28 protein-coding genes and 1 tRNA gene are annotated in these 24,793 nt (G+C 68.8%); 17 read left to right on the top strand and 12 right to left on the bottom strand.

The window, feature by feature from the left end; genetic code table 11:
• Positions 1 to 25: 25 nt before the first annotated feature.
• Positions 26 to 541, bottom strand: coding sequence for a sterol desaturase family protein (locus SPHPH_RS0114515; protein WP_028967343.1), 516 nt, complete (start codon positions 539 to 541; stop codon positions 26 to 28).
• Between the two features lie 51 nt (positions 542 to 592).
• Here SPHPH_RS0114515 and SPHPH_RS0114510 point away from each other — a divergent pair, with 51 nt between their 5' ends.
• Positions 593 to 2,167: a lysine--tRNA ligase gene (locus SPHPH_RS0114510; RefSeq protein WP_028967342.1), complete on the top strand. Its 1,575-nt coding sequence runs from the start codon at positions 593 to 595 to the stop codon at positions 2,165 to 2,167.
• 104 nt (positions 2,168 to 2,271) lie between these two features.
• Here SPHPH_RS0114510 and SPHPH_RS0114505 read toward each other — a convergent pair whose 3' ends face one another.
• The 3 genes from SPHPH_RS0114505 to hemC are packed head-to-tail and all read right to left on the bottom strand — an operon-like array spanning position 2,272 to position 4,713.
• Positions 2,272 to 3,144: a hypothetical protein gene (locus SPHPH_RS0114505; RefSeq protein WP_028967341.1), complete on the bottom strand. Its 873-nt coding sequence runs from the start codon at positions 3,142 to 3,144 to the stop codon at positions 2,272 to 2,274.
• Positions 3,145 to 3,175: 31 nt separating this feature from the next.
• Positions 3,176 to 3,823, bottom strand: a complete 648-nt coding sequence (locus SPHPH_RS0114500; RefSeq protein ID WP_028967340.1) for a uroporphyrinogen-III synthase — start codon at positions 3,821 to 3,823, stop codon at positions 3,176 to 3,178.
• Entirely contained in the window at positions 3,820 to 4,713 is an 894-nt protein-coding gene (gene hemC / locus SPHPH_RS0114495; RefSeq protein ID WP_028967339.1) for a hydroxymethylbilane synthase, read from the bottom strand. The genes SPHPH_RS0114500 and hemC overlap by 4 nt, the downstream gene beginning before the upstream one ends.
• 240 nt (positions 4,714 to 4,953) lie before the next feature.
• Here hemC and tsaD point away from each other — a divergent pair, with 240 nt between their 5' ends.
• On the top strand, positions 4,954 to 5,979 hold the full coding sequence (tsaD, locus tag SPHPH_RS0114490; RefSeq protein ID WP_028967338.1) for a tRNA (adenosine(37)-N6)-threonylcarbamoyltransferase complex transferase subunit TsaD: 1,026 nt from the start codon (positions 4,954 to 4,956) through the stop codon (positions 5,977 to 5,979).
• The gene (locus SPHPH_RS0114485; RefSeq protein WP_028967337.1) at positions 5,976 to 6,956 is read left to right on the top strand and encodes an NAD(P)H-dependent glycerol-3-phosphate dehydrogenase; all 981 of its coding nucleotides are present in this window, start codon (positions 5,976 to 5,978) and stop codon (positions 6,954 to 6,956) included. Before tsaD ends, SPHPH_RS0114485 begins: the two co-directional genes overlap by 4 nt.
• 215 nt (positions 6,957 to 7,171) lie before the next feature.
• Here SPHPH_RS0114485 and SPHPH_RS0114480 read toward each other — a convergent pair whose 3' ends face one another.
• Positions 7,172 to 8,107, bottom strand: coding sequence for a ribose-phosphate pyrophosphokinase (locus tag SPHPH_RS0114480; RefSeq protein ID WP_028967336.1), 936 nt, complete (start codon positions 8,105 to 8,107; stop codon positions 7,172 to 7,174).
• 79 nt (positions 8,108 to 8,186) lie between these two features.
• Between SPHPH_RS0114480 and SPHPH_RS0114475 the strand changes: the two genes are divergently transcribed.
• From SPHPH_RS0114475 to ribH, 6 genes are read left to right on the top strand one after another with little or no spacing between them, the layout of a single operon-like run.
• A complete protein-coding gene (locus tag SPHPH_RS0114475; protein ID WP_028967335.1) occupies positions 8,187 to 9,524 on the top strand; it encodes a glutamate--tRNA ligase in 1,338 nt (445 codons plus the stop codon).
• An 18-nt stretch (positions 9,525 to 9,542) separates the two neighbouring features.
• Positions 9,543 to 9,893, top strand: coding sequence for a hypothetical protein (locus SPHPH_RS0114470; RefSeq protein WP_037488645.1), 351 nt, complete (start codon positions 9,543 to 9,545; stop codon positions 9,891 to 9,893).
• A 25-nt stretch (positions 9,894 to 9,918) separates the two neighbouring features.
• Positions 9,919 to 10,926: a bifunctional diaminohydroxyphosphoribosylaminopyrimidine deaminase/5-amino-6-(5-phosphoribosylamino)uracil reductase RibD gene (ribD, locus tag SPHPH_RS0114465; protein ID WP_028967333.1), complete on the top strand. Its 1,008-nt coding sequence runs from the start codon at positions 9,919 to 9,921 to the stop codon at positions 10,924 to 10,926.
• A gap of 13 nt (positions 10,927 to 10,939) precedes the next feature.
• Positions 10,940 to 11,545, top strand: a complete 606-nt coding sequence (locus SPHPH_RS0114460; protein WP_028967332.1) for a riboflavin synthase — start codon at positions 10,940 to 10,942, stop codon at positions 11,543 to 11,545.
• Positions 11,535 to 12,668 carry a 3,4-dihydroxy-2-butanone-4-phosphate synthase gene (gene ribB / locus SPHPH_RS0114455; RefSeq protein WP_028967331.1) on the top strand — a complete coding sequence of 378 codons (1,134 nt, stop codon included), beginning with the start codon at positions 11,535 to 11,537 and terminating at the stop codon, positions 12,666 to 12,668. The genes SPHPH_RS0114460 and ribB overlap by 11 nt, the downstream gene beginning before the upstream one ends.
• Positions 12,668 to 13,087, top strand: a complete 420-nt coding sequence (gene ribH / locus SPHPH_RS0114450) for a 6,7-dimethyl-8-ribityllumazine synthase (protein WP_028967330.1) — start codon at positions 12,668 to 12,670, stop codon at positions 13,085 to 13,087. The genes ribB and ribH overlap by 1 nt, the downstream gene beginning before the upstream one ends.
• 23 nt (positions 13,088 to 13,110) lie before the next feature.
• Here the strand turns inward: ribH and SPHPH_RS19890 are convergent, their stop codons facing one another.
• Positions 13,111 to 13,893 carry a class I SAM-dependent methyltransferase gene (locus SPHPH_RS19890; protein ID WP_051273036.1) on the bottom strand — a complete coding sequence of 261 codons (783 nt, stop codon included), beginning with the start codon at positions 13,891 to 13,893 and terminating at the stop codon, positions 13,111 to 13,113.
• Positions 13,894 to 13,989: 96 nt separating this feature from the next.
• Entirely contained in the window at positions 13,990 to 14,403 is a 414-nt protein-coding gene (locus tag SPHPH_RS19885; RefSeq protein ID WP_051273035.1) for a putative quinol monooxygenase, read from the bottom strand.
• A gap of 109 nt (positions 14,404 to 14,512) precedes the next feature.
• On the opposite strand from SPHPH_RS19885, the gene SPHPH_RS0114435 reads away from it, so the two are divergent.
• The gene (locus tag SPHPH_RS0114435; protein WP_028967329.1) at positions 14,513 to 14,884 is read left to right on the top strand and encodes a hypothetical protein; all 372 of its coding nucleotides are present in this window, start codon (positions 14,513 to 14,515) and stop codon (positions 14,882 to 14,884) included.
• Positions 14,885 to 14,989: 105 nt separating this feature from the next.
• Here the strand turns inward: SPHPH_RS0114435 and SPHPH_RS0114430 are convergent, their stop codons facing one another.
• From SPHPH_RS0114430 to SPHPH_RS0114420, 3 genes are all read right to left on the bottom strand, one after another.
• Complete coding sequence (locus tag SPHPH_RS0114430) at positions 14,990 to 15,784, bottom strand: DUF72 domain-containing protein (protein ID WP_028967328.1); 795 nt, start codon at positions 15,782 to 15,784, stop codon at positions 14,990 to 14,992.
• Complete coding sequence (locus SPHPH_RS19880; protein WP_037488641.1) at positions 15,781 to 16,485, bottom strand: HPP family protein; 705 nt, start codon at positions 16,483 to 16,485, stop codon at positions 15,781 to 15,783. Before SPHPH_RS19880 ends, SPHPH_RS0114430 begins: the two co-directional genes overlap by 4 nt.
• 111 nt (positions 16,486 to 16,596) lie before the next feature.
• Positions 16,597 to 16,671, bottom strand: a tRNA-Gly gene (locus SPHPH_RS0114420).
• A gap of 157 nt (positions 16,672 to 16,828) precedes the next feature.
• Between SPHPH_RS0114420 and SPHPH_RS0114415 the strand changes: the two genes are divergently transcribed.
• The 7 genes from SPHPH_RS0114415 to SPHPH_RS0114385 all read left to right on the top strand — a co-directional run bounded on the left by SPHPH_RS0114415 (position 16,829) and on the right by SPHPH_RS0114385 (position 23,722).
• Positions 16,829 to 17,539, top strand: coding sequence for a response regulator transcription factor (locus SPHPH_RS0114415; protein ID WP_028967327.1), 711 nt, complete (start codon positions 16,829 to 16,831; stop codon positions 17,537 to 17,539).
• Positions 17,540 to 17,543: 4 nt separating this feature from the next.
• The gene (locus SPHPH_RS0114410) at positions 17,544 to 18,866 is read left to right on the top strand and encodes an ATP-binding protein (RefSeq protein WP_028967326.1); all 1,323 of its coding nucleotides are present in this window, start codon (positions 17,544 to 17,546) and stop codon (positions 18,864 to 18,866) included.
• 131 nt (positions 18,867 to 18,997) lie between these two features.
• Positions 18,998 to 20,557, top strand: a complete 1,560-nt coding sequence (locus tag SPHPH_RS0114405; protein ID WP_081668639.1) for a SulP family inorganic anion transporter — start codon at positions 18,998 to 19,000, stop codon at positions 20,555 to 20,557.
• A gap of 161 nt (positions 20,558 to 20,718) precedes the next feature.
• Positions 20,719 to 21,588, top strand: a complete 870-nt coding sequence (locus SPHPH_RS0114400; protein WP_028967324.1) for a TorF family putative porin — start codon at positions 20,719 to 20,721, stop codon at positions 21,586 to 21,588.
• 432 nt (positions 21,589 to 22,020) lie between these two features.
• Positions 22,021 to 22,917, top strand: a complete 897-nt coding sequence (locus SPHPH_RS0114395; RefSeq protein ID WP_028967323.1) for a tetratricopeptide repeat protein — start codon at positions 22,021 to 22,023, stop codon at positions 22,915 to 22,917.
• Entirely contained in the window at positions 22,914 to 23,537 is a 624-nt protein-coding gene (locus SPHPH_RS0114390) for an LON peptidase substrate-binding domain-containing protein (RefSeq protein WP_028967322.1), read from the top strand. The genes SPHPH_RS0114395 and SPHPH_RS0114390 overlap by 4 nt, the downstream gene beginning before the upstream one ends.
• Positions 23,534 to 23,722, top strand: coding sequence for a Trm112 family protein (locus SPHPH_RS0114385; RefSeq protein WP_028967321.1), 189 nt, complete (start codon positions 23,534 to 23,536; stop codon positions 23,720 to 23,722). Before SPHPH_RS0114390 ends, SPHPH_RS0114385 begins: the two co-directional genes overlap by 4 nt.
• Before the next feature lie 15 nt (positions 23,723 to 23,737).
• Here SPHPH_RS0114385 and msrA read toward each other — a convergent pair whose 3' ends face one another.
• Positions 23,738 to 24,391, bottom strand: a complete 654-nt coding sequence (gene msrA / locus SPHPH_RS0114380) for a peptide-methionine (S)-S-oxide reductase MsrA (protein WP_028967320.1) — start codon at positions 24,389 to 24,391, stop codon at positions 23,738 to 23,740.
• Between the two features lie 52 nt (positions 24,392 to 24,443).
• Positions 24,444 to 24,590, bottom strand: coding sequence for a hypothetical protein (locus SPHPH_RS21235; RefSeq protein ID WP_156026039.1), 147 nt, complete (start codon positions 24,588 to 24,590; stop codon positions 24,444 to 24,446).
• Positions 24,591 to 24,793 lie beyond the last annotated feature (203 nt).

Here is a 24,793-nt window from a genome sequence, read left to right as displayed (position 1 = left end):
GATCAAGTCCGGGATGACGGAATAATCAGGCCTGCTCGCGCTCCGTCCCGACAGCCGAACGCACACCGGCGCGCCCGCGGCGCTTCAATTCCGCCTTCAGCTCTTCGGGTTTGGGCGCGATCAGGAAGCCGAAGCTGACGTTGCCCTCGCGTGTCTCGACCACATGGTGCAGTCGATGGGCCTGAATGATCCGCTTCATATACGCTGACTTCGGCAGATACCGCGTCGGCAGCCGCTTGTGGACGATCACGTCGTGGAACCCGAAATAGATCGCGCCATAGGCGGCGATCCCCGCGCCGATCCACGTGAACCCCGGCCACCAGCCGAGCTGCACCCCGCCGAGGATCATCACGAACGACGGCACCGCGAAGATCGCGGCATACAGGTCGTTCAGCTCCCACTTGCCGTGCCGCGCGCGATGGTGGCTTTCGTGGAGAAACCAGCCCCAGCCGTGCATCACCCAACGGTGCATGACATAGGCGAACCCCTCCATCAGCGCGACGGTGGCGAGGAACAGCAGCAAAGCGGGCCAGAACGACATCGCGCGTGCATATAGCCATTCGCCCCTCGTCTCGCTACGTCGGCGCGCATCATGACCGACGATCTCCGCTCCGCCGCTCTCGACTCCAAGGCCTGGCCGTATGAGGAGGCGCGCAAGCTCCTCAAGCGCTACCCGGACGGAAAACCGGACGGTAAGCCGGTGCTGTTCGAAACCGGCTACGGCCCGTCGGGGCTGCCGCACATCGGCACCTTCAACGAGGTGCTGCGCACCACGATGGTCCGCAACGCCTTCCACGCGCTCAGCGACACCCCGACGCGGCTGATCGCCTTCAGCGACGACATGGACGGGCTGCGCAAGGTGCCCGACAATGTCCCCAACGGCGACATGCTGCGCGAGCACCTCGGCAAGCCACTGACCCGCATCCCCGATCCGTTCGGCAAGTTCGACAGTTTCGCCGCACATAACAATGCGACGCTGCGCGACTTCCTCGATCGCTACGGCTTCGACTACGAATTCGCGTCCTCGACCGATTATTACACCTCGGGCCGCTTCGACGACGCGATCAAGGGTGTGCTGCGCCACTGGCAGGGCGTGATGGACGTGATGCTGCCGACGCTGCGCGCCGAGCGCCGCGCGACCTATTCGCCGGTGCTGCCGGTCAGCCCGAAGAGCGGCATCGTGTTGCAGGTTCCGGTCGAGGTGATCGACGCCGAGCGCGGGCTGATCGCGTTCGAGGACGAGGGGGAGCGTATCGAGCAATCCGCGCTGGGCGGTCTGTCGAAGCTGCAATGGAAGGTCGACTGGGCGATGCGCTGGGTCGCGCTCGGGGTCGATTACGAGATGGCGGGCAAGGACCTGATCGACTCGGTCGTGCAATCCTCGAAGATCGCGCGCGTGCTCGGCGGTCGCCCGCCCGAGGGCTTCAACTACGAGATGTTCCTCGACGACAAGGGCGAGAAGATCTCCAAGTCGAAGGGCAACGGCCTGTCGATCGAGCAATGGCTGACCTACGGCCCCGAGGAAAGCCTCGCGTTCTACATCTATCGCGAGCCCAAGAAGGCCAAGCAGCTCCACATGGGCGTGATCCCGCGCGCGATGGACGATTACTGGCAGTTCCGCAGCAATTATGCCGGGCAGGCGATCAAGGAGCGGCTCGGCAACCCCGTCCACCACGTCCATGACGGCAAGCTGCCCAACGGCACATTGCCGGTGACGTTCGGGTTGTTGCTCAACCTTGTCGGGGTGATGGGCGAGGGCGCGACGCGCGAGCAGGTGTGGGCGTATCTCGCCAATTACGTCGCCGATGCGACGCCGGCGGCCTATCCCGAACTCGACCGGCTGATCGGCCACGCATTGGCGTACCACCGCGACCATGTCGCCCCGACGCTGAAGCGCCGCGCGCCCGAGGGCGTCGAGGTGGCGGCGCTGGAGCGGCTCGACGCCGAACTCGCCGCGCTGTCCGAGGAGGCGAGCGCCGAGGACATCCAGAACATCGTCTACGAGATCGGCAAGACCGGCGGCTTCACGGAGCTTCGCGACTGGTTCAAGGCGCTCTACGAGACGCTGCTGGGCTCGAGCCAGGGGCCGCGGATGGGCAGCTTCATCCGCCTCTACGGCATCGTGAACACGCGCACGCTGATCGCCGAGGCGTTGGGAAAGAAGTAAGCCCGCCCGTCGCCCCGGACTTGATCCGGGGCCCCGCTTCTTCTTCTACCAACCTGCGAGCTAAAAGCGGGGCCCCGGATCAAGTCCGGGGCGACCAAGCTGGCCTAAAACAAGCTCCCATCCGCCGACGCGGACGGCGATGGCGCCGGCTGCGGCTCTGCGGGCCGCGCGGGCGGTGGCGCGAAGGCGCCGGTGATCGCCGCCGTCTCCAGCGTATCGAGCGCCGCGCGTGCGTCGATCCAGCGACGCGCCGCCGCGGTCCAATTCGCTGCATCAGCCGCGCCCGGCAGCCGCTCGACCTCTGCCAACGCGGTCTCGACATTGCCGTTGTCGAGTTGCCGCCGCGCGCGTGCCAGCCGGTCGGACGGTAGCGGCGAGGGCGTGTCGGCACGGTGGATGACGACCAGGTTGCGCAACTCGCTGCCGATCCCGCTCCACCAGTCGCTTGGCCGTGCGAGCAGCATCGGCGTGGCGACGTTCAGGCTTTCGCGCAGATCCTCCAGCGTCACCGGCTGACGCGCGGCACGGATCACCGTTCCGACCTGCGCGGGCAGCGTCGCGCCGAACCGGCGGCGCAATTCATTCTCCAGATAGCCGAGCCCCGCGCCGCGATCGAGCGCGCGCCGCGCCGCGAAGGTCACGAAGATCGCCTCGGCCTTGCCGGCATTGACCGCCGCCTCGGCAGTGTCGGAATCGGTGCGCGCCGCGCGCGCCTCCAGATTGGCGAGTTGCGCCGCCAGGGTCGCCTCGCGCAACGCCAATGTCGCGGTATCTGCAGCGGGCGCGGCAGCGGCGGGCGCCGCGGTCGGCTTGGCGGCGGGGGTACTCGATCCGCCGCGCGCGAAGAAACCGGGCGTGTTGCGCACCGCATAGGCCATCAAGCCCAGCCCGACCAGAAAGGCGAGGATCGCGATCGCCAGCGCCGGGCCGATCCGCGATCGCATGGGGGGGCGCGTCGTGCCAAGGGGATCGCTCATCCGCCGCTTATCCCCGCGCCCGGCGCGCCGGTCAATCAGGCGCGACAAGCGCTTCGATCAGCGCGCGATCGTTCGGCTGTCCCGCAACGATCACGCGTGCCCAGCCTCCGCCCGCCGAAGCGGCGATCGCCGGGCTAAGCGCGGCGATCCGGACGCGACCGCGCGGAAGGTCGTCGGCGATCAGCGCGAATCGTGCCGCGGCGCGCGCGGAGTGCAGCAGCGCCACGCCGTCGATTGCCGCCGCCAGCACGTCCGTTGCAACCGGCAACGGCTCGCTGGCATAAACGGTGAGGATGTCAGCGCCCGGCTGCGCGACATGATCGCGTCCGGCAAGATGGAGAAGGCGTGGAAAGGCACCGGCGCGCGCAACCGCCGCCGCCGCATCGCCGTCCCCGACGACCGCGACCTCCAGCCCGGCCGCGCGCGCCGCGGCGGCGGTAGCCGCGCCGACGGCGACCACCGGCAGCCCCGCGACCCGCGCCAGCCCGACGCCCGCCAGCCGCACCGCCTGGGCGCTGGTGAGCAGCAACGCGTCATACGCTTCCGGATCGGGTGGCGACCAGGCGAGCGGCACGGCGGCGAAGAGCGGTAGTGCGACCGGCGCGATTCCCGCTGCGGCCAGTGCTGCGCAGGTGCGTGCATTGCCCGGTTCGGGCCGCAGCACCAGCGCCCGCATCATCCGAACAGCACGCGGATCGCTGGCGGTGCACGCTCCAGCAGCTCTTCGGCGAGCCGTGCACCCAACAGCACCGGGTCGGCGCCCTCGGCCGTGCCCTCGACCCCCTCCGCGCCATCGGGGGTCAGCAATTGCGCGCGGAGCACTAGCGTCTCACCCCCGACCACCGCCAGCGCCGCGACCGGCGAATGGCAATCGGCGCGCAACCCGGCGAGCAACGCGCGTTCGGCGGCGACGGCGCGATGGGTCTTGGTGTCGTCGATCGCCGCGACCAACGCGCGCGCCGGCCCCTCCGCCAGCGTCTCGACGCCCACCGCGCCTTGCGCCGGTGCCGGGAGCATCACGTCGAGCGGGATCGCGACACCAGTATCGTGCCGCCCGAGTCGCTCGAGCCCTGCCGCTGCGAGCAGGGTCGCATCGACCTCGCCTGCCGCGAGCTTGCCGAGCCGCGTATCGACATTGCCGCGGAACAGCACCGCCGACACGTCGGGGCGCAGCCGCCGGAGCTGCGCGGCGCGTCGCGGGCTGCTGGTGCCGATCACCGCTTTGTCGGGCAACGCCGCAATCGACGCCGCGCCGATCAACCGGTCGCGGACATCGGCACGCGGCAGCGTCGCGGCGATCGCAATCGCGTCGGGGCGCAGCGTTTCGACATCCTTCATCGAATGGACGCAGGCATCGACCTCGCCGGCCAGCAGCGCGCGGTCCAGCTCCTTGGTCCACAGCGCCTTGCCGCCGATCTCGGCCAGCGCGCGATCCTGCACGCGGTCGCCGGTGGTGCGGATCGTCACGATCTGGACATCCCCCCAGCCGTGCGCGGCCATCAGCGCGTCGCGCACCATGCCTGCCTGGGTGAGCGCAAGCGGCGAACCACGGGTACCGAGCCGGAACATGGCGCACCTCTTGGCGGCTCGGCGCGTGGGCTGCAAGCGTTGCGGCATCGCGTCCCCCGTCGCCCCTGCGAAGGCAGGGGCCCATGTCTGTATCGTTCTGGCTTGTCGTCTGACACAAACACGATCGGGCATGTGTCAGGCCGATCGCGTGACGATGCAGTCATAGGCCCCTGCCTGCGCAGGGGCGACGGTGCGAACGCCGGGGTCGATATGCCGCGACGCTTCCCCTAAATGACCCGCATGCTGATCCTCGGGCTCGAATCCTCCTGCGACGAAACCGCCGCCGCTCTCGTCACCGGCGACCGGCAGGTGCTCGCGCACCGGCTCGCCGGGCAGGAGGCGGCGCATCGGCCCTATGGCGGCGTCGTGCCCGAAATCGCCGCGCGCGCGCATGTCGAGGTGCTGCAACCGCTCGTCGAGGCGGCGCTCTCTGATGCCGGCAAGACGCTCGCCGATGTCGACGCGATCGCCGCCACCGCCGGGCCGGGGCTGATCGGCGGGGTGCTGGTCGGGCTGGTGACAGGCAAGGCGCTGGCGCACGCCGCGGGCAAGCCGTTGATCGCGGTCAACCATCTCGAAGGCCATGCCCTCAGTCCGCGGCTCGCCGACCCCGATCTCGACTTTCCCTATCTGCTGCTGCTCGTCTCGGGCGGGCATTGCCAGTTGCTGCTGGTCGAGGGCGTCGCGCGCTATCGCCGGCTCGCGACCACGATCGACGACGCTGCGGGCGAAGCGTTCGACAAGACCGCCAAGATCCTCGGGCTGGGCTTTCCCGGCGGTCCGGCGGTCGAGCGTGCCGCCGCCGAGGGTGATGCGCGCGCCGTCCCGCTGCCACGCCCGCTCAGGGGCTCGCCCGAGCCGCATTTCTCGTTCGCCGGGCTCAAGGCGGCCGTTGCCCGGATGGCGCCCGACCATGCCGCCGCCGATGTCGCGGCCAGCTTCCAGCAGGCGGTGGTCGACTGTCTGATCGACCGCACCCGCCGCGCGCTTCACAAGGCGGACGGCGCGACCGCTCTGGTCGTCGCCGGTGGCGTGGCGGCGAACGGCGCCGTCCGCGCGGCGTTGCAGGCGCTGGCGGCCGAGCATGGCCTGCGCTTCGTCGCGCCGCCGGGCTGGCTGTGCACCGACAATGCCGCGATGATCGCCTGGGCGGGCGCGGAGCGCTTCGCCGCCGGGCTGACCGACCCGCTCGACACCGCGGCGCGCGCGCGCTGGCCGCTCGACCCCGATGCGGAGAAGGTACGCGGCGCGGGGGTTAAGGCATGAGCGGGCCGATCGGCGTCATCGGCGCGGGGGCGTGGGGCACCGCGCTCGCCCAGGTCGCCGCCACCAACGGGCATGAGGTGCGGCTGTGGGCGCGCGACCCGGCGCTGGTCGATGCGATCAACGCCGATCACGAGAACGCCGCCTATCTGCCCGGCATCCCGCTTTCGCCGCTGATCCGTGCGACCGGCGATCTGGCATGGGTGGCGGAGGCCGCGGCCAATCTGATCGTCACGCCCGCGCAGGCGATGCGCACCGTGCTGGCGCAGCTTCCCGCCAACGCGCAGGCTTTGGTCGTCTGCTCGAAGGGGATCGAGGCCGGGACGCATCTGCTGATGAGCGAGGTGGCGCAGGAACAGCATTCCGCCTCGCCGGTGCTGGTGCTGTCGGGGCCGACCTTCGCGCATGAGGTGGCGCGCGGATTGCCGACCGCGGTGACGCTGGCCGGGCACGATCCGGCGACGCGCGCGTTGCTCGCCACCGCGATCGCCGCGCCGCATTTCCGGCCCTATGCGTCGAGCGACGTGATCGGTGCGGAGATCGGTGGCGCGGTGAAGAACGTGCTGGCGATCGCGTGCGGGGTCGTCGACGGCGCGGGACTGGGCCAGAATGCGCGCGCGGCGCTGATCGCGCGCGGCTTTGCGGAAATGACCCGCTTCGGTGCCGCAAAGGGCGCGCGGGCTGAGACGCTCGCGGGGCTGTCGGGGCTAGGCGATCTGGTGCTGACCTGTTCGTCGACCGCGTCGCGCAATTTCTCGCTGGGGGTTGGGATCGGGCGCGGCGAGGCGGCGGCGGACCTGCTGACAAACCGCCGCACGGTCGCCGAGGGCGCCTACACCGCGCCGGTGCTGCTGGAGGCGGCGCAGGCGGCGGGGGTCGAGATGCCGATCACCGCTGCGGTGTGCCGGTTGCTCGCGGGCGAGGCGGTGCGCGGGGTGATAGACGACCTGCTGTCGCGACCGTTGAAGGAAGAGGTGTAGCCTCACCTCGTTCGTCATCCCGGGCTTGACCCGGAATCCCGCTTTTAGCCCGCGTCGCAGAAGAAGAAGCGGGATCCCGGATCAAGTCCGGGATGACGGAAGCGGGGGGGGGGGGGCGCCACGGCAAAGCCGCGTCGTCGGTCGGGCGTGGCCCGCCGGCCGGGCGGGGCGCTGCTGACGCAGCGGCGCGGGCGTGGCCGCGCCTGCGTCCCGCCTCAGTCGAACAGCGACGAGACGCTCGCCTCGTCCGAAATCCGCCGCATCGCTTCGGCGAGCAGCGGCGCGATCGTCAGGTGGCGGATCTTGCCGGCATCCTTGATCGTGTCGTGGTTGCCGATCGAATCAGTGATGACCAGTTCGTGCAGCGCCGAGCCCTCGACCCGCGCCACCGCGCCGCCCGACAGCACGCCGTGCGTCACATAAGCGACGACGTCCTCCGCCCCCGCTTCCTTCAGCGCGGCGGCGGCGTTGCACAACGTCCCCGCCGAATCGACGATATCGTCGATCAGGATGCAGAACCGCCCCTCGACATCGCCGATGATGTTCATCACCTCCGACTCGCCCGCGCGCTCACGGCGCTTGTCGACGATCGCGAGCGGGGCGTTGTCGAGCCGCTTCGACAGCGCGCGCGCGCGCACCACGCCGCCGACGTCGGGTGAGACGACCATCAAATTCTTCTCGCCGAAGCGCGCGCGAATGTCCTGCGACATCACCGGCGCGGCGAACAGATTGTCGGTCGGAATGTCGAAGAAGCCCTGGATCTGCCCGGCGTGCAGGTCGACCGACAGCACGCGGTCCGCACCGGCGGTCGTCACCAGATTGGCGACCAGCTTGGCGGAGATCGGCGTGCGCGGCCCTGGCTTCCGGTCCTGCCGCGCATAGCCGAAATAGGGGAGGACCGCAGTGATGCGCTTGGCCGACGCGCGCTTGAGCGCGTCGATCATGATGAGTAATTCCATCAGGTTGTCGTTGACGGGATAGCTGGTCGACTGAACGACGAACACGTCCTCGCCGCGGACGTTCTCCATGATCTCGACGAAGATTTCCTCGTCGGCGAAGCGGCGCACCAGCGCCTCGGTCAGCGGCACCTCCAGATAGTCGGAGATCGCACGCGCCAGCGGCAGGTTTGAGTTGCCGGTCATCAATTTCATGGACGAACACCCTTTCGTGCGGGCTCGTTTAGGCGCGGGGGCTGGCGAGGGGAAGGGGGCGCGCGTAAGCGGCTGACCCATGAACGTCATCACCCGCTTCGCACCCTCGCCGACCGGCACGCTGCACGTCGGCAACATCCGCACCGCGCTCCACAACTGGATGTGGGCGCGCGCGCATGGCGGACGGTTCCTGCTGCGGATCGACGATACCGATGCCGAGCGCAGCGAGGAACGGTTCGTCGACGCGATCCGCGCCGACCTCGCGTGGCTGGGGCTTCACCCCGACGCCGAGGAGCGCCAGTCGGCGCGCACCGCCCGCTACGAGGAGGTGTTCGAGGAACTGCGCGCGGCCGGCCATATCTACCCGGCTTACGAGACCGCGCAGGAGCTGGACCTCAAGCGCAAGATCCTGCGCGGGCGCGGGCTGCCGCCGGTCTATGATCGCGCCGCACTGGCGTTGAGCGACGCCGAGCGCGCGGCGCTGGAGGCACAGGGCGTCCGCCCGCACTGGCGCTTCCGGCTCGACCATGCGACGCCGATCGAATGGACCGACCTGATCCGCGGCCCGCAGCAGTTCGACGCGGCGACGATGAGCGATCCGGTGATCCGCCGCGCCGACGGCTCGTGGCTCTATATGCTGCCCTCCGCGATCGACGACCGCGACATGGGCGTGACGCATGTCGTGCGCGGCGAGGATCACGTCACCAACACCGCGCTGCAATTGCAGATGTTCGCCGCGATGGGCGCGACCCCGCCGGCCTTCGTGCACGAAGCGTTGCTGACCGGCGCGGAGGGCAAATTGTCGAAGCGGCTCGGCAGCCTTGGCGTCGACGCGCTACGCGACGCGGGGATCGAGCCCGCCGCGATCGTCTCGCTGCTGGCACGGCTCGGCACCAGTCAGCCGGTCGAGCCGCATCTCGATCCCGGCCCGTTGCTCGACGCGTTCGACTTCGCGCATTTCGGCCGCGCGCCCGCCCGGTTCGACGAGCGCGAGCTGGCGCAGGTCAATGCCCGCATCATCCACCAATTGCCGTTCGACGCGGTCGCCGACCGCCTGCCCGCCGGGATGGATGCGGCGGTGTGGGAGGCGATCCGCCCCAATCTCGAGACAATCGCGGGTGCCGCCGACTGGTGGCAGGTGATCGAGGGGCCGGTCGACGCCCCCGCGGCGGGCGAGGATGCCACTTATGTCGCGCAGGCCGCCGAGGTCGCGCGCACGATCGAATGGACCGGCGACCCGTGGCATGCGCTCACTGCGGCGTTGAAGGAGAAGACCGGGCGGAAGGGCAAGCCGTTGTTCCTGCCGCTGCGCCGCGCGCTGACCGGACGCGATCACGGCCCCGACATGGCGGCGCTGCTCCCGCTGATCGGCCGCGAACGCGCGATCGCGCGACTGGACTCGAACAGCCGCGGCTGACGTCCTATATCCCTGCCCATGCGACAGTTCCTCGCCCGTATTTCGCCGGTGCGCGCCACGCGCGACCTGCGCTACTTCCTCCAGACGCGCGAGCGGTACGAGTGGAGCTTCTTCGCGCTGTCGATCGCGGTGACATCGGTGGTGATCTGGGCGTTCTTCTACGATTCCTACGCCGAGAAGGAATATCGCCCCAATATCGTCTACTTCCAGCAGTGGAAGCTCGACCGCACCGATGCCGAGATCGTCGCGCAGCAGAAGATCGACAAGCCGATCCGCGATGCGGAGATCGCCGCACAGAAGGCGCGCGAGGAGAAGCTGCGCGCCGGCTTCAAGCGGCTCGACGACAAGCTGAACGACATGGGTATCTGATTCGTTGAACGACGACGCGCGCTGGATGGCCGCCGCGCTCGCGCTGGCGGGGCGGACGCGCGGGCGGACGACGCCCAATCCCAATGTCGGGTGCGTGATCGTCCGTGACGGCCGCGTCGTCGGACGTGGCTGGACGCAGCCGGGTGGACGTCCGCACGCCGAGGCGATGGCGCTCGCCGAAGCCGGCGACGCCGCACAGGGCGCGACCGCCTATGTCACGCTCGAACCTTGCGCGCATGTCAGCACGCGAGGCCCCGCCTGTGCCGATCTGCTCGTGGCTGCGGCGGTCGCGCGGGTGGTCGCCGGGATCGGCGACCCCGATCCGCGTACCGGCGGTGGCGGGTTCGCGCGGCTCCGTGCCCGTGGGATCGTGGTCGAAACCGATCTTCTCGCCGACGCAGCGCGTAAGTCGATGGCGGGCTTTCTCACCCGCCGTGCGCTCGGCCGCCCCTATGTCACGCTCAAGCTCGCGCTGTCGCTCGACGGCGCAGCGGCGATGGCGGATGGGCGCAGCCAGTGGATCACCGGCCCCGAAGCGCGCGCGCATACGCAGCTCGAACGCAGCCGCCACGACGCGATCCTCGTCGGGCGCGGGACATGGGAAGCCGATCGGCCCCGGCTCGACGTGCGGTTGCCGGGGCTGGAGGATCTAAGCCCGTTGAAGGTGGTGCTCTCCCGAAGCGCGCGTCATTGCGAGCGTAGCGAAGCAATCCAGAGCCCCACCCCGGACGCTCTGGATCGCGTCGCTACGCTCGCGATGACGGACGTGATCCACATCACCGCCCCAGAAGAGATCGCGACGCTCCCCGCCGACCACCTCTTCGTCGAGGGCGGCGCGCAGACCGCCGCCGCGTTTCTCCGCGCCGGCCTCGTCGATCGCTTGCTCCTGTACCGCGCCCCGATCCTGATCGGCGGCGGTCGCACGCTGCCCGGCCTCGGCCTCGCCGACCTCACCGATGCGCACGGCCGCTGGACGCTTGCCGATCAGCGCCAGCTTGGCAGCGACCGGCTCGAAGTCTACGAGCGCGCCTGAAAGGCCAATTCCCATGTTCACCGGCATCGTCACCGACATCGGCACCATCGACAGCGTGGAGGAACGCGGCGACCGGCGCGTCACGATCGCCACCGCCTATGACACCGCCGCGATCGACCTGGGCGCGTCGATTGCCTGTTCGGGCGTGTGCCTGACGGTGGTCGACACCCGCCCGGGCCAGTTCGTCGTCGACGTGTCGGGCGAGACGGTCGCGCGCACTGCCCGCGACCAGTGGCGCGCCGGTCGCCGCCTCAATCTCGAACGCGCGATGAAGCTGGGCGACGAACTCGGCGGGCATATCGTTACCGGGCATGTCGACGGCATCGCCGAAGTGATCGGCGTGTGCGCGGACGGCGATTCGAAACGGATCGGCTTCCGCGTCGACCCCGCGCTCGCGCCGTTCCTCGCCACCAAGGGGTCGGTGACGATCGACGGTGTGTCGCTGACCGTCAACGAGGTGCGCGACGAAACCGACGGCACGCATTTCGCGATCAACCTGATCCCGCACACGCAGGCGGTGACGACGCTTGGGGCATTGGAAGTCGGTCAGGCCGTCAACGTCGAGATCGACGTCCTCGCCCGCTATCTGCAACGCATGGAGCATTATCGTGGCCGCTAAGTCCGCCGAACTCGCGCGCCTGCGCCACGGCTATCTGTCCTCCCCAGAAGAGATCATCGACGAGGCGCGCAACGGCCGGATGTTCATCCTGGTCGACGACGAGGATCGCGAGAACGAGGGCGATCTCGTCATCCCCGCGCAGATGGCGACGCCCGAGAAGATCAACTTCATGGCGCGCCACGGCCGCGGGCTGATCTGTTTGGCGATGACCAAGTCCCGCGTCGAGGAACTCGGGCTCGATCTGATGAGCCGCAACAACGGCACCCGCCACGAAACCGCCTTCACCGTCTCGATCGAGGCGCGCGAGGGCGTGACCACCGGCATCTCCGCCGCCGATCGCGCCTGCACGATCGCGGTGGCGATCGATTCGACCAAGGATCGCACCGACATCGTCACCCCGGGGCACGTCTTCCCGCTGGTCGCGCGCGACGGCGGCGTGCTGGTGCGCGCCGGGCATACCGAGGCGGCGGTCGACGTCTCGCGCCTCGCGGGGCTCAATCCCTCGGGCGTGATCTGCGAGATCATGAACGAGGACGGCACGATGGCGCGCCTCGATGATCTCGTGTCGTTCGCGCAGCTCCACAATCTGAAGATCGGCACGATCCGCGACCTGATCGCCTATCGCCGCCGCCACGATCATCTGGTCGAGCTGGTCAGCGAAGCGCCGTTCACCAGCCGCTGGGGCGGCGACTGGACCGTCCGCGCCTATCGCAACAAGGCGACCGGCACCGAGCAGATCGCGCTGGTCAAGGGCCGCGTCGACCCGTCGCGCCCGACATTGGTCCGGATGCACGCGCTGTCGCCGTTCGCCGATCTGTTCGGCGAGGAGGGCGAGCGCAGCCGGATGCTGTCGCGCTCGATGGAGCTGATCGCCGCGGAAGGCGCAGGCGTGATCGTCGTCATCAACCGCCAGCGCGCCGATTCTTTCACCACCGCGGTGCGGCTGAAGGCGGGCGAGCAGGCGACGGTCGATATGGAGGAATTGCGCGACTATGGCGTCGGCGCGATGATCCTCGCCGAGCTGGGCGTGCACGACATGGTGCTGCTCACCAACACGCATCACACATTGGTCGGGCTCGACGGCTATGGGCTGTCGATCGTCGGCGAACGGAAGGTGGATTGATGGCCAACGTCCTTATCGTCGAAGCGCGGTTCTACGATCATCTCAACGACATGCTGGTCGCCGGCGCGACCGCGGCAGTCGAGGCGGCGGGGCATCGCGCCGAGGTGCTGACGGTCCCGGGCGCGCTCGAAGTCCCCGGCGCGATCGCGCTGGCGGCGGAGAGCGGGCGCTATGACGCCTTCGTCGCGCTGGGCGTGGTGATCCGCGGCGAGACCTATCATTTCGAGATCGTCGCCAACGAAAGCGCACGCGGGATCATGGCGCTGACGATGGATGGTATCCCGATCGGCAACGGCATCCTCACCACCGAGAACGAGGCGCAGGCGATCGTCCGAGCCGACCCCGCACAACTCGACAAGGGCGGCGCGGCGGCCAAGGCAGCGCTGGCGATGCTCGACCTCAAGGAACGGCTCGGCTGACAAGCGGTTGTCCCGGCTTCGCTTCAGCGTCGTGCGATCAACAATTCCGAGATCTTCGCGATCGTAAACACCTCGGACCGCCGGAACGCCGCCTCGACCGCTTCCGCCAGCTTCGTCGCGGCACCGGGCGCGTCCGCTTCGGGGAGGCTGGTCAGGTAGCCGAGCAGGTCGACCGGATCGGCGACGCGCAGCGTGTCGTCGTAGCGCCGCACCTCGACCGTGCCGAAGTGCGCCTGCATCAGCGCCAGCCCCTCTTCGGATGACAACGGGGCGGGCCGGGACGATGTCTGGCCGAGCGCCTGCTCCACGAGCCCGCTCAACTCCGCCATCGTCCCGGCGCGGTTGAGCACCACCGCCACCGTTCCGCCCGGTCGCGTCACGCGCGCCAGTTCGGCGAGGCCCGCGGCGGGGTCGGCGAGATGATAGAGCATGTGGATCGCCAGCGCCGTGTCGATGCTGCCATCCGCGAACGGCAACGCAGTCGCATCGCCGACGATGACGGCGACGTCGCGCCACCGCCCGTCGGCTCGTACCGTCGCGTCCGCCGCCGCCACCATGCCCGGCGAACTGTCGACCAGCCGCAGCGTCAGGTCGTCGGGAACATCGTGCGGTGCATCGCGCCACAAGGCGCCCGCACCACAGCCGACATCCGCCACCACGCTGCCCGGCACGAACGCGATCTCTCTGGCCAGCCACGCGAACCAGTCGCCACGGCCATACCGGCGATGGAGCACCGCGCGCGCTTCCAGCCGGTCGGGAAAGCGATACTGCACCTCGCGCAGATAGCGTGCTTCGTTGTCGGTCATCGTCGCTCCGACCGTGGCATGACGTTGGCCGTCCTTACGGCCTCAATGGTCGGCGCGGCAGTGCTGCGCCGACCGGCAATGGCGATGCGGACTGCGTCACATACACGTCACTGGGCCGCCCTTCGTCCCTCGCGACTTGGCGCACAGCAGGATCGGATGCGTGTCGACCAGCCGCAGGGCGCGCACCATCTTCTCCGTGGCGGTCTTGTAGGTCAGGAAATGCGGCGCGCGGATGTGCGCTTCATAGGCGGCGCGGCTGGCATAGACCTCCAGCAGCCGGATCTGCGTCGGGTCCTCCGCGATCTGCACCGAGTGGAGCATCAACACGCCCGGCTCGCTGCGCACCGACGCTTCCTGCTCGGTGGCGAGGATCGTCTTGTACGCATCGAGCTGCGCCGGATCGACCGACACTTCCGCGATCCGCACCATCATGCCGGTGTCGCCCGGCCCGGCCTGCGCCACCCCGGCACCTGCCAGCGCCAGCGTCACGGCGCCGGCCGTACGGATCATGTCTCTCATCTCGCCCTCCTGCGGTCGCTTCGCCGCCGGAAACAGCCTAGAACCATCCACCTGATGCGTCTGCCCCGCTGCGGCGGCAGCCTGTCGCGAGGATGCGCCAATGGATGATTCGTCGCCGGCCACGACCGCGCTGGCCGCGGCGGAGCGGCTCTTCCGCGACGGTGCGATCGGGGAGGGCGAGGACATCGCCGCGTTCCTCGACCGCTTCGCGGCGCGGCTCGCGCGCGCTTATCACCACGGTGAGCTGTCCTATGCGGTATGCGACAGCATCGCGGGCGACCTGTGGGCGCTGTTACAGGGTTTGTGGCTCGACGGCGTCGCGCACCGCTGGCCCGCGCTGTTCCAGCAGGTTCATGACGCGTTCGAGGCTGGGGCCTATCACGCGCGCGCCGATGGCTCCGACGATCCGGTCGCGACCTATACCGACCCGGCGATCGCCGCGATCGTGGCAACGCTCGACGACGCGGATTGACGCTGTCCTACATGCGCCAACGCGCGGCATGGGAGGCGCATGATCGGCGCTCCACCAATGTTGAGAAAAGCCGCCAGTGTCTCAACATTCGCAACATTCGCGATTTCAGCCGAGCCGCTCCATCAACGCCATGGCGGCATGCGGCGCTCGCACCTTCGCGCCATTTATCATGAAGATGAAGGTGTTGCGCGGCTGTTTCGGCGCCGGTTCGGCGACATAGGGCAGGCCGTCGGGGCTTCCGCCCGCCGCCCAAAGCCGTGCGACGTCACGCCAGCGGTCGAGCGCTTCGGCGGGATAGCCGGCCGGCTCCTCCTCGCGTGCATCCTCGAGCCGCGCATAAACGAAGTCGCCCGACACATCGGCCAGTGCCGGATAATCTGCCGAATCAGCGTGGACGATCGCGACGTCGGCGGCGCGGCACAAGGCGACGAACTCAGGCGTGGCGAAGCTTTCATGCCGCACCTGGATGGCGTGACGCAGCGGCACGCCGGCCTCGCTGGCGGGCAACAGCTTCAGGAAGGCGGCGATGTCGTCGGCATCGAACTTCCGCGTCGCCGGCATCTGCCACAGGATCGGACCGAGCATGTCGCCCAGCTCGACGATCCCCTGTCCGACGAAGCGCGCAATCGACTCGCCCGCCTCCGCGAGCACCTTGCGCGTCACGCAATAGCGCGACGCCTTGAGCGCGAAGACGAACCCCTCCGGCGCGGTGGCGCGCCAGCCGGCGAAGGTCGCGGGCTTGAACGAGGAATAGAAGGTGCCGTTGACCTCGATCGCGGTGACGTGGCGGCTGGCGTATTCCAGCTCGCGCTTCTGCGGCCATTTCTCGGGATAGAAGGTCCCGCGCCACGGCTCATAGGTCCAGCCGCCGATGCCAACGCGAATCGAAGAAGCCGTCATCGCACTGGCGTGCCGGGTTGCTGCGTTTTTGTCGACCCGGCGCGGCGCGCGGCGGCATGCGCCTCGGCGCGGGTCAGCAGCGCGTCGAGATCCTCCGGGGCGATGTCGAACGTCTCGTGCAGGTCGGCGAGCGCGGCGTCGATGTCGGCGGCGTGTAGCCCCGGTGCAGGCGCCGCGACCGGTGCTGCGGTGCGGTGCGGATAGCTGTGTCGGGTCATGCGATGATAGAGGATGCCGAGCGCAACCAGCGCGACCGAGTTGATCCCGACCGGCGCGAACGCGAAGGTCCAGCCTGCGGCATGGATGCCGGGGCTGCCGATCACCGCGGTCAGCGCCGCCGCGCCCCCGGGCGGATGCAGACAGCGCAGCAGCGACATCGCGAGGATCGCGCCGCCGACCGCCACGCCCGCCGCCAGCGCGGTCTGCGGGATCAAGTGATAGGCGGCGACCCCGACCAGCGCCGAGATGACGTTGCCCCCGATCACCGACCACGGCTGCGCCAGCGGACTGGCGGGCACCGCGAACACCAGCACCGCCGAAGCGCCCAGCGGCGCGACGATGATCGGCAGATCGGTATGACTGAGCGGCAGCCGTGCGCAGACAAGGAAGGTCAGCGCGAGGCACAGCGCCGCGCCGAGACAGGCGAGCAACCGGGCCGGCCAATGCGCACCGGCGAGCAGGAGCGAGAAGAACGGCGTCATGCGCGCGCTCGTAGCGCAGCACCGCCGCCTCGTCATCGTCGATGGAGAAGGAGGCGCGCACAGAAATGCAGAAGGTCCCCGAAGGGAACGCGCAACTGTCTGTCGAGAAACTGGAGCGGGCGAAGGGATTCGAACCCTCGACCCCAACCTTGGCAAGGTTGTGCTCTACCCCTGAGCTACGCCCGCTCTGGCGCCGTGATCGGAAGCATTTGGATGCTCCCGTCGGGTGAGGTGGTGCCATTAGCGGCGGTCTCCGTGACCCGCAACAGCTTTTTTTGCGAAGCAACGCGTTTTTCCCGCGCCGAATTGACCGGGTCCGGTCCGGCCCCTACGTCCTGCGGGCATGACCGCCCCTACGATCCTGCTTGTCGAGGACGATCCGTCGCTCCGAATGCTCACCGCTCGCGCGCTTCAGGAGAATGGCTTTGCCGTCCGTCCTGCCTCCGCCGCCCCGGAAATGTGGCTGGCGCTCGATTCGGGCCCGGTGGACCTCGTCCTGCTCGACATCATGCTGCCGGGGACGAGCGGGATCGATCTGTGCCGCTCGCTGCGCCAGAAGAGCGACGTGCCGATCATCTTCATGTCGGCGCGCGCCAGCGAGACCGATCGCGTGGTCGGGCTGGAGCTGGGCGCGGACGATTATATCGCCAAGCCGTTCGGGACGCGCGAGCTGGTGGCGCGGGTGCGCGCGGTGCTGCGGCGCCCGGCGCTCGATCGGCGCGCAGGGGCGGGCGATCAGGGGATGCTGACGTTCGACGGCTGGACGGTGAACCTGCCGCGCCGCGAACTCGCCTCGCCGAGCGGTGCGATCGTCGACCTGACCGGGGCGGAATTCGATCTGCTGGTGGTCCTCGCCGACCATGCGCAACGTGTGATCGCGCGCGAGCGGCTGATCGAGCTGAGCCGCACGCGACTGGGCGACAGTTCGGATCGGTCGATCGACGTGCTGGTCAGCCGGTTGCGCCGCAAGCTGGGCAGCGCGGGCGCGCCGGCACCGATCGTGACGGTGCGCGGGGTCGGCTATATGCTCAACGCACCCGTCGAGCGCAGCTGAGCGCATGACCTTCCTGCGCCGCCCGGCAGTCGGCCTGCTGGGGCAGGTGCTGGGCATTTTGCTCCTGACGCTGGTGATCGAATTCGGTGCCAGTACCTTGCTTTACGAGCGTGCGAGCGGGTTCGCGGTGCGCGACGACGAGGCCAATAGGCTGGCCGAGCATCTGGTCATCAGCCGCCGGCTGATCGCCGAGCGCCCGCAGGTCGAACGGTCGTCGATGGCGGCGGAGCTGACGACCGATCGCTATGCGCTGCAATGGAGCGCGACCTTGCCCGCGGTGCCGGCGATCGCGCCGGCGCTCGATGAGATGCACCGGCAGGTGCTCGAATGGGAGCCGTCACTCGCCTCGACCGACCTGTGGCTGCGGCTGCAATCGCCGGGGCGGCGATCGGTGGTGACCGGCGGGTTGCGGCTAGACGACGGAAGTTGGCTGTTTTTCCGCACACGACAGCCGATCGCGAACCTCAACCTGTCGTTCGAGCGGATCGCGCTGGCCATGGTGCCGGCGATCGCGTTGATGTTGCTGGGGGCGCTGCTGCTGCGGCGCGTGCTGCTGCCGTTGCGGCGGCTTGCGACAGCGGCGGATCGCGTCGGGCATGGAATTGTCGAGCATGTTCAGGAGGATGGGCCGGGCGAGGTGCGGCGCGTCATCACGGCGTTCAACCGGATGCAGGACCGGATCCAGGCGCTGATCGCGGGGCGGACGCAGGCGCTGGCGGCGGTCGGGCACGACCTGCGCACCCCGCTGGCGCGGCTGCACCTTCGAACCGAGGCGCTGCCCGACGTCGAGACGCGCGATGCAATCGTCCGCGATGTCAGTGAGATGGAGGCGATGATCACGTCGCTGCTCGCCTTTCTCGGCGGGTCGGCGGACCCGGAGCCGACCAGCGTCGTCGATCTGGCGGTGCTGTGCGCGACGCTGGCCGACGACGCCGAGGACCGCGGGCGGGTGGCCACTTATGACGGGCCGGATCATTGCGAGTGGCGGCTCCGGCGCGTTGGATTCAAGCGTGCGTTGGTCAATCTGGTCGAAAATGCCCTGCATTATGGCGACACGGTCACGATCAGGCTCATCACCGACCGCCCCGGTGCCGTAATTCGCATCGAAGACGACGGGCCGGGAATCCCGGACGATGAGCTGGAGCATGTGCTCGAACCGTTCGTGCGGCTCGACCCCGCGCGATCGCGCGACACGGTCGGATTCGGGCTGGGGTTGTCGATCGTGCAGCTTGCGGTCGCGGAGGAAGGCGGGCGGTTGACCCTCGCCAACCGTGACGGCGGCGGATTGTGCGCTGAGATCGTTCTTCCGCCGCAGGAAACGAAATGACACGGATGCGCCGTACGGCAGCAAGGAGCGCGCCGTACGACCTGATCGGTTAGCATCAGGAGACTCGACGTGACCGTCGCAGGCGAACGCCCCCATGTGATCGCCACGCGATCGTTCCGGTTGGACGCATAATGGCCAGCGTGGTTCCCGCGGCCGATCCGGCGCTGACCCGGCCGGGCATCTCGGTCCCCTCGTTCTCGCTGCTAGGGCGCGATCTGACCGCGTCGATCGTCGTCTTCCTGGTCGCGATGCCGCTGTGCATGGGGATCGCGATCGCCTCGGGCGCGCCCGCCGAGAAGGGGCTGATCACCGGGATCATCGGCGGGATCATCGTCGGCGCGCTCGCCGGCTCGCCGTTGCAGGTGAGCGGTCCCGCCGCCGGGCTGGCGGTGATCGTCTACGAACTGGTGCGCGACCAGGGGCTCGCCGCGCTCGGGCCGATCCTCGTGGTGGCCGGCGCGGTGCAGGTCGTAGCCGGCGTGTTCCGGCTGGGCGGCTGGTTCAAGGCGATCTCTCCGGCGGTGGTGCACGGGATGCTGGCGGGGATCGGCGTGTTGATCGTCGTCGGGCAGTTCCACGTCCTGTTCGATCATCGGCCGTTGCCGAGCGGGCTCCAGAACCTCGCGGCGATGCCGGGGCGGCTGTTCGGCCTGTCGCCGAGCAATCTGCAGGCGACCGAATTCGCGTTCGCGATCGGCGTGGTGACGATCGCGGCGATGATCGGCTGGGAAAAGGTGCGCCCTGCGTCGCTGCGGCTGTTGCCGGGGGCGCTGGTCGGGGTGCTGGCCGGCACGATCGTCTCCTTGCTGTTCGGGCTGGAGGTCGCGCGGGTGCAGGTGCCCGATTCGATCGTCGCCGCGATCACCCCGCCGAGCGGCGAGGGTTTTGCGCGATTGCTCGACCTGTCGGTGATCGGCGCGGCGGTCGCGATCGCGTTCATCGCCTCGGCCGAGACGTTGCTGTCGGCGGCGGCGGTCGACAAGATGCACAATGGCGTCCGCACCGATTACAACAAGGAGCTGCGCGCGCAGGGCATCGGCAACCTGCTGTGCGGCTTTGCCGGCGCGCTGCCGATGACCGGAGTGATCGTGCGCAGTTCGGCGAACGTACAGGCGGGCGCGGCGACGCGACTGTCGGCGATGCTGCACGGCGTCTGGATCCTCGGCTTCGTCGCGGCGCTGCCGTTCGTGCTCAAGCTGATCCCAATGGCGGCGCTGGGCGCGATCCTCGTCGTCACCGGCTTCCGGCTGGTCAGCGTCAAGCACGCCACGCACCTGTTCCGCGATTATGGCGTGTTGCCGGTGCTGATCTGGGCGGCGACGCTGGTGACGGTGGTGTCGACCGACCTGCTGACCGGGGTGCTGGTCGGGATCGGGCTGACGATGCTCGAACTGATCCCGAATCTCCACCGGCTGCGGCTGCGGGTCTATGAGGGGCAGGAGGCGGACACCCATGCGATCACGCTGGATGGCACCGCGACCTTCGTGACGCTGCCCAAGCTGTCCGAGACGCTCGACCGGGTGCCGACCGACACGCCGGTGCGGATCGACGCGACGCGGCTCAACGCGGTCGATCATACCAGCGCGGAGATGCTGCGCGACTGGTTCCAGCGTCGACGCGCCTCGGGTCAATCGGTGCAGGTCACCGGCGCGCGTGGCCGGATCGCCACACTGAACGACGATCAGCACTGACGTAGCAGCGCAGCAATCTTTTGATGCACATCAGAAACATTGCTGCAATGCGGCGCAAATAGGTTTTGATGGTGGGCCAGCCATCGCCCTCCCGCTGGCCAAGGCGGGGGAGAGCGTAGCGGACCGCAAGCAGGAGGAGCCTCTTACCATCAGGAGGTTCCATGAAGTACGCATTCCTTATCCCCACCGCCATGCTGGCGCTGGCCGCCGTTCCCGCCGCTGCGCAGGAAGAGGCCCCGCCGAAAGCAGTCACCGTTTCCGGGTCGGTCGGGCTGGTCAGCGACTATCGCTTCCGCGGCGTGTCGCAGTCCGACGAGAACCTCGCCGTGCAGGGCGGCTTCACGATCGCGCATGAGAGCGGCGTCTATATCGGCACCTGGGGATCGAACCTCTCCGGCTGGGGGACGTTCGGCGGCGCCAATATGGAGCTGGACCTGATCGCCGGGTTCAAGACCCCGATCGGCAACGGCGGCACGCTCGATATCGGCGCGACCTGGTACATGTATCCGGGCGGCTTCGATAACACCGACTTCATCGAGCCTTACGCCAAGCTCTCCGGCACCGCCGGCCCGGTCAGCCTGACCGCGGGCGTCGCCTATGCGCCGAAGCAGGAAGCGCTGGGCGCGTGGTCGGCGAACGGGACGGTCGCCGCGAACGTCGATTATGACAACGGGACCGGCTACAGCCGGCCGGGTGCGAAGGGGGACAACCTGTACGTCTGGGGGGATGCCGCCGCGGCGATCCCGAATACCGGGCTGACCGCCAAGGCGCATATCGGCGCGTCGAGCGGCAACAAGGGCCTGGGGCCGTTTGCGACCAGTGTGACGCCGACCGGCGCCTATGCCGACTGGCTGCTGGGCGTCGATTATGTGATCCCCAGCACGCCGCTGACCGTCGGCGTCGCCTATGTCGACACCAACATCACCGACCGTAAGGCTGCGTATCTGCAGCCGAGCTTCAGCCGCGGGCAGGATGGGGTCGGCTCGATCGCGGGGGCCAAGGTGGTGTTCGCGCTCACGGCAGCGTTCTAGGGGCGACGATCAGGTTCGTGGGCAAGCAAAGGAGAAAGGGATTTTCACGCGGAGGCGCGGAGCGCGCAGAGTTGATGCGTTTGCCGCATTGGGCGCTCTTCCTGTCACGATCTGGAAGGAGAGTGATGGTGCTTCTCGCGGTACACCTCTGCGCCTCCGCGCGATCCAACCCTTTTTCCGACGCCCCGCATGCCGGCGTCGATCATCTCCCCCGTTCGTCGCCCCGGACTTGATCCGGGGCCCCGCTTCTTCTTGCCGGCCGGGGAAGAAGAAGCGGGATCCCGGATCAAGTCCGGGATGACGGATGATGGGTGGCTGTCAGTCTGAATACGTTCCGGCCAAAGCGGGTGGGGCGGGGGGTTTGTATCCCCCGCCGCCATCCCACATAAGGGGGCAAGCAATTTCAGGAGCGCCCCTTTGGCCACGTTAGGCATGTCCCCCGCCGAGAAGGAAGCCGTCCAGCGGTTCCGCGCCGACGTCGTCGAACCGTCGATGACGCAGCTGGTGATCGTCGATTTCTGGGCGGAATGGTGCGGGCCGTGCAAGGCGCTGACGCCGGTGCTGGAAAAGGTCGCGGCGGAATATGCCGACAAGGGCGTGGTGCTGGCCAAGGTCGATACCGACAAGGACCAGTTCATTGCGGCGCAGTTCCAGATCCGCTCGATCCCGACCGTCTATGCGATGTTCCAGGGGCAGCTGGTCGCCGACCTGACCAGCGCCCGCACCGAATCGCAGTTGAAGGCGATGCTCGACCAGTTGCTGCGCCAATTGCCGATCAGCGGTGAGGCGCAGTCGCAGGACGCCGAGCTGGAGCCGCTGATCGCGATGGGCGAGCAGGTGCTGGCCGAGGGCGATGCCGAGCGCGCGCTGTCGATCTTCGATCAGCTCGCCGAGATGGCGCCGGAACATCATGCGGTGCTGTCGGGACGCATCCGTGCGCTGGTCGCCGCGGGGCAGGTCGAGGACGCCGAGGCGGCGATCGCGGCATTGCCCGAGGATGTCGCGAAGCTGCCCGACGTGCAGCGCGCGGCGGCGGCGCTGGCGCTCGCCAAATCGGCCCCTGCGGTCGACGATCTCGCCCCGCTCGAGGCGGCGGTGGCGGCGAACCCCGACGACCTTCAGGCGCGCTTCGATCTCGCCAATGCGCGGATGGCGGCGGGCGATCGCGAGGCGGCGGCGAACGGCTTCCTGTCGATCGTTGCGGCGGACCGCGCATGGAACGACGATGCGGCGCGGCAACAGTTGCTCAAGCTGTTCGAGGTCGTCGGGCTGGAAGATCCGTGGGTGTCGGCGCAGCGGCGCAAGCTGTCGGCGATCCTGTTCGGATGACCGATACGACGCGGCTCTCGATCTTCCCGTTGCCGGGCGCGCTGCTGTTCCCCCAGCTGCATCTGCCGCTGCACATCTTCGAGCCGCGTTACCGCGCGATGGTGTCGGACGCGATGGCGCGGGACCGGCGGATCGCGATGATCCAGCCGCGTCCCGACAGCGAGGATGCCGACACGCCCGATCTGTTCGACGTCGGCTGCGTCGGGCGGATCGCCGAGGTCGAGGCGCTGGACGACGGGCGCTACAATCTGATCCTGCAAGGGCTGTCGCTGTTCCGCGTGCGGCGCGAACTGGTGGTGACGACGCCGTTCCGGCAGGTCGAGGCCGAACTGCTGCCGGTCTCGGAGGACGACACGCTGTCACTGGGCGCGCGCGCGTCGCTGGAGATGGAATCGCGTCGGTTTGCGGAGGCGCATGGGTATAGCGTCGACTGGACGTCGGTGGGGCGGCTGGATGATGTGAGCCTCGTGAACGGGGTCGCGCAGATCGCGCCGTTCGATGTCGCGGCGAAGCAAGCGCTGCTCGAGGCGCCCGATCTGGCGACGCGCGCCGAAATGCTGGTGCAGTTGATGCAATTCTTCGGCCGTCACGACGGCGAGGACCGGGTGACGCTGCAATGACGATCGACGCGTGGTTGCTCGAACGGCTGGTGTGCCCGGCGACGCGGACGCCGCTGCGCTATGATGCGGAGCGGCAGGAGCTGGTATCGGAGGCGGGCGGCGTGGCCTATCCGGTGCGGGACGGGGTGCCGGTGCTGCTGGTCGAGGAAGCGCGACCGCTGGACGTTTTGCCAGCGCGGACCTGATCCGGGGCGACGAAGCTACCGCATCGCCAGTTGCGGGAAGGCGGTGCGGAAGCCGGCGACCTTCGGCTTGTCCCAGCGGACGATGTAGGGGTGCGTCGGGTTCCGGCGGAAGAAATCCTGATGATAGGATTCGGCCGGGTAGAAGCGCCCCGCCTCCAGCCGCGTGACGATCGGCTGCGCGAAGGCATGGGCCTGACCGAGCTGTGCGATATAGGCGGCGGCGACCGCGCGCTGTTCCGGCGTCTGCGGGAAGATCGCCGAGCGGTAGCTGGTGCCGCTGTCCGGACCCTGCCGGTTCAGCTGCGTCGGATCGTGCGCGATCGAGAAATAGACACGCAGCAACGTCCCATAGCTGACGACGCGCGGATCGTAGGTGATGCGGATCGCCTCGGCATGGCGCGTCGTTTCGCTGCTGACCGCGCCGTAATTGGCGGTTTGCGGGGTGCCGCCGGCATAGCCCGCGATCACGTCGCGGACGCCCTTCACCTGCTGGAACACGGCCTCCATGCCCCAGAAGCAGCCACCCGCCAGAACGGCGGTCTGCATGCCGGCGGTTGCGGGCACATCGCGCGCGGCGGCGGGAATCGGGACGGCGCGTTCGGCCTGGGCGGTGCCGCAGCCGGCGAGCAGGAGCGGCAAGGCCGCAGCAAAGGCGAGAAAGCGCGTCATCCGCCTGATATGGGTCGGCGCGGGTCGCTCCGCCAGAGAGGCTCGCAGCGGCTCAGCGCGTGGTGTGGGTCGCCGTCGCCGCATAGGCGTTGCCGGGCATCTCGGGCTGGGTGGCGTGGATCGCCAGCATCCCGGCGGCGCCGATCAGGAAGCCACCCGCGAACTGCCATGCGAAGCTGGACTTGATGAAGCGGATCATCAGTTGCTCTCTTTTCCTTGGCCGCATGTGCGGCATGTCGCTCGATCATCGTCGCGCTACACGGGGTGGGTGACGACCACCGCAACATTACGCCCGACGCCTGAACGGCGGCTTGGCCGGCCGTTCATCTGGCGTCGATATAGGGACAGCGACGCTGCCCCTCCATCGCAGAGTGCGAAAGCGATCGTTTCGGAAAAGTGGGC

The organism is Sphingomonas phyllosphaerae FA2, assembly GCF_000427645.1.
Lineage (GTDB): Bacteria > Pseudomonadota > Alphaproteobacteria > Sphingomonadales > Sphingomonadaceae > Sphingomonas > Sphingomonas phyllosphaerae.
Note: the sequence above shows the minus strand (reverse complement) of the source record. Positions and strands in the feature narration are given on the sequence as shown.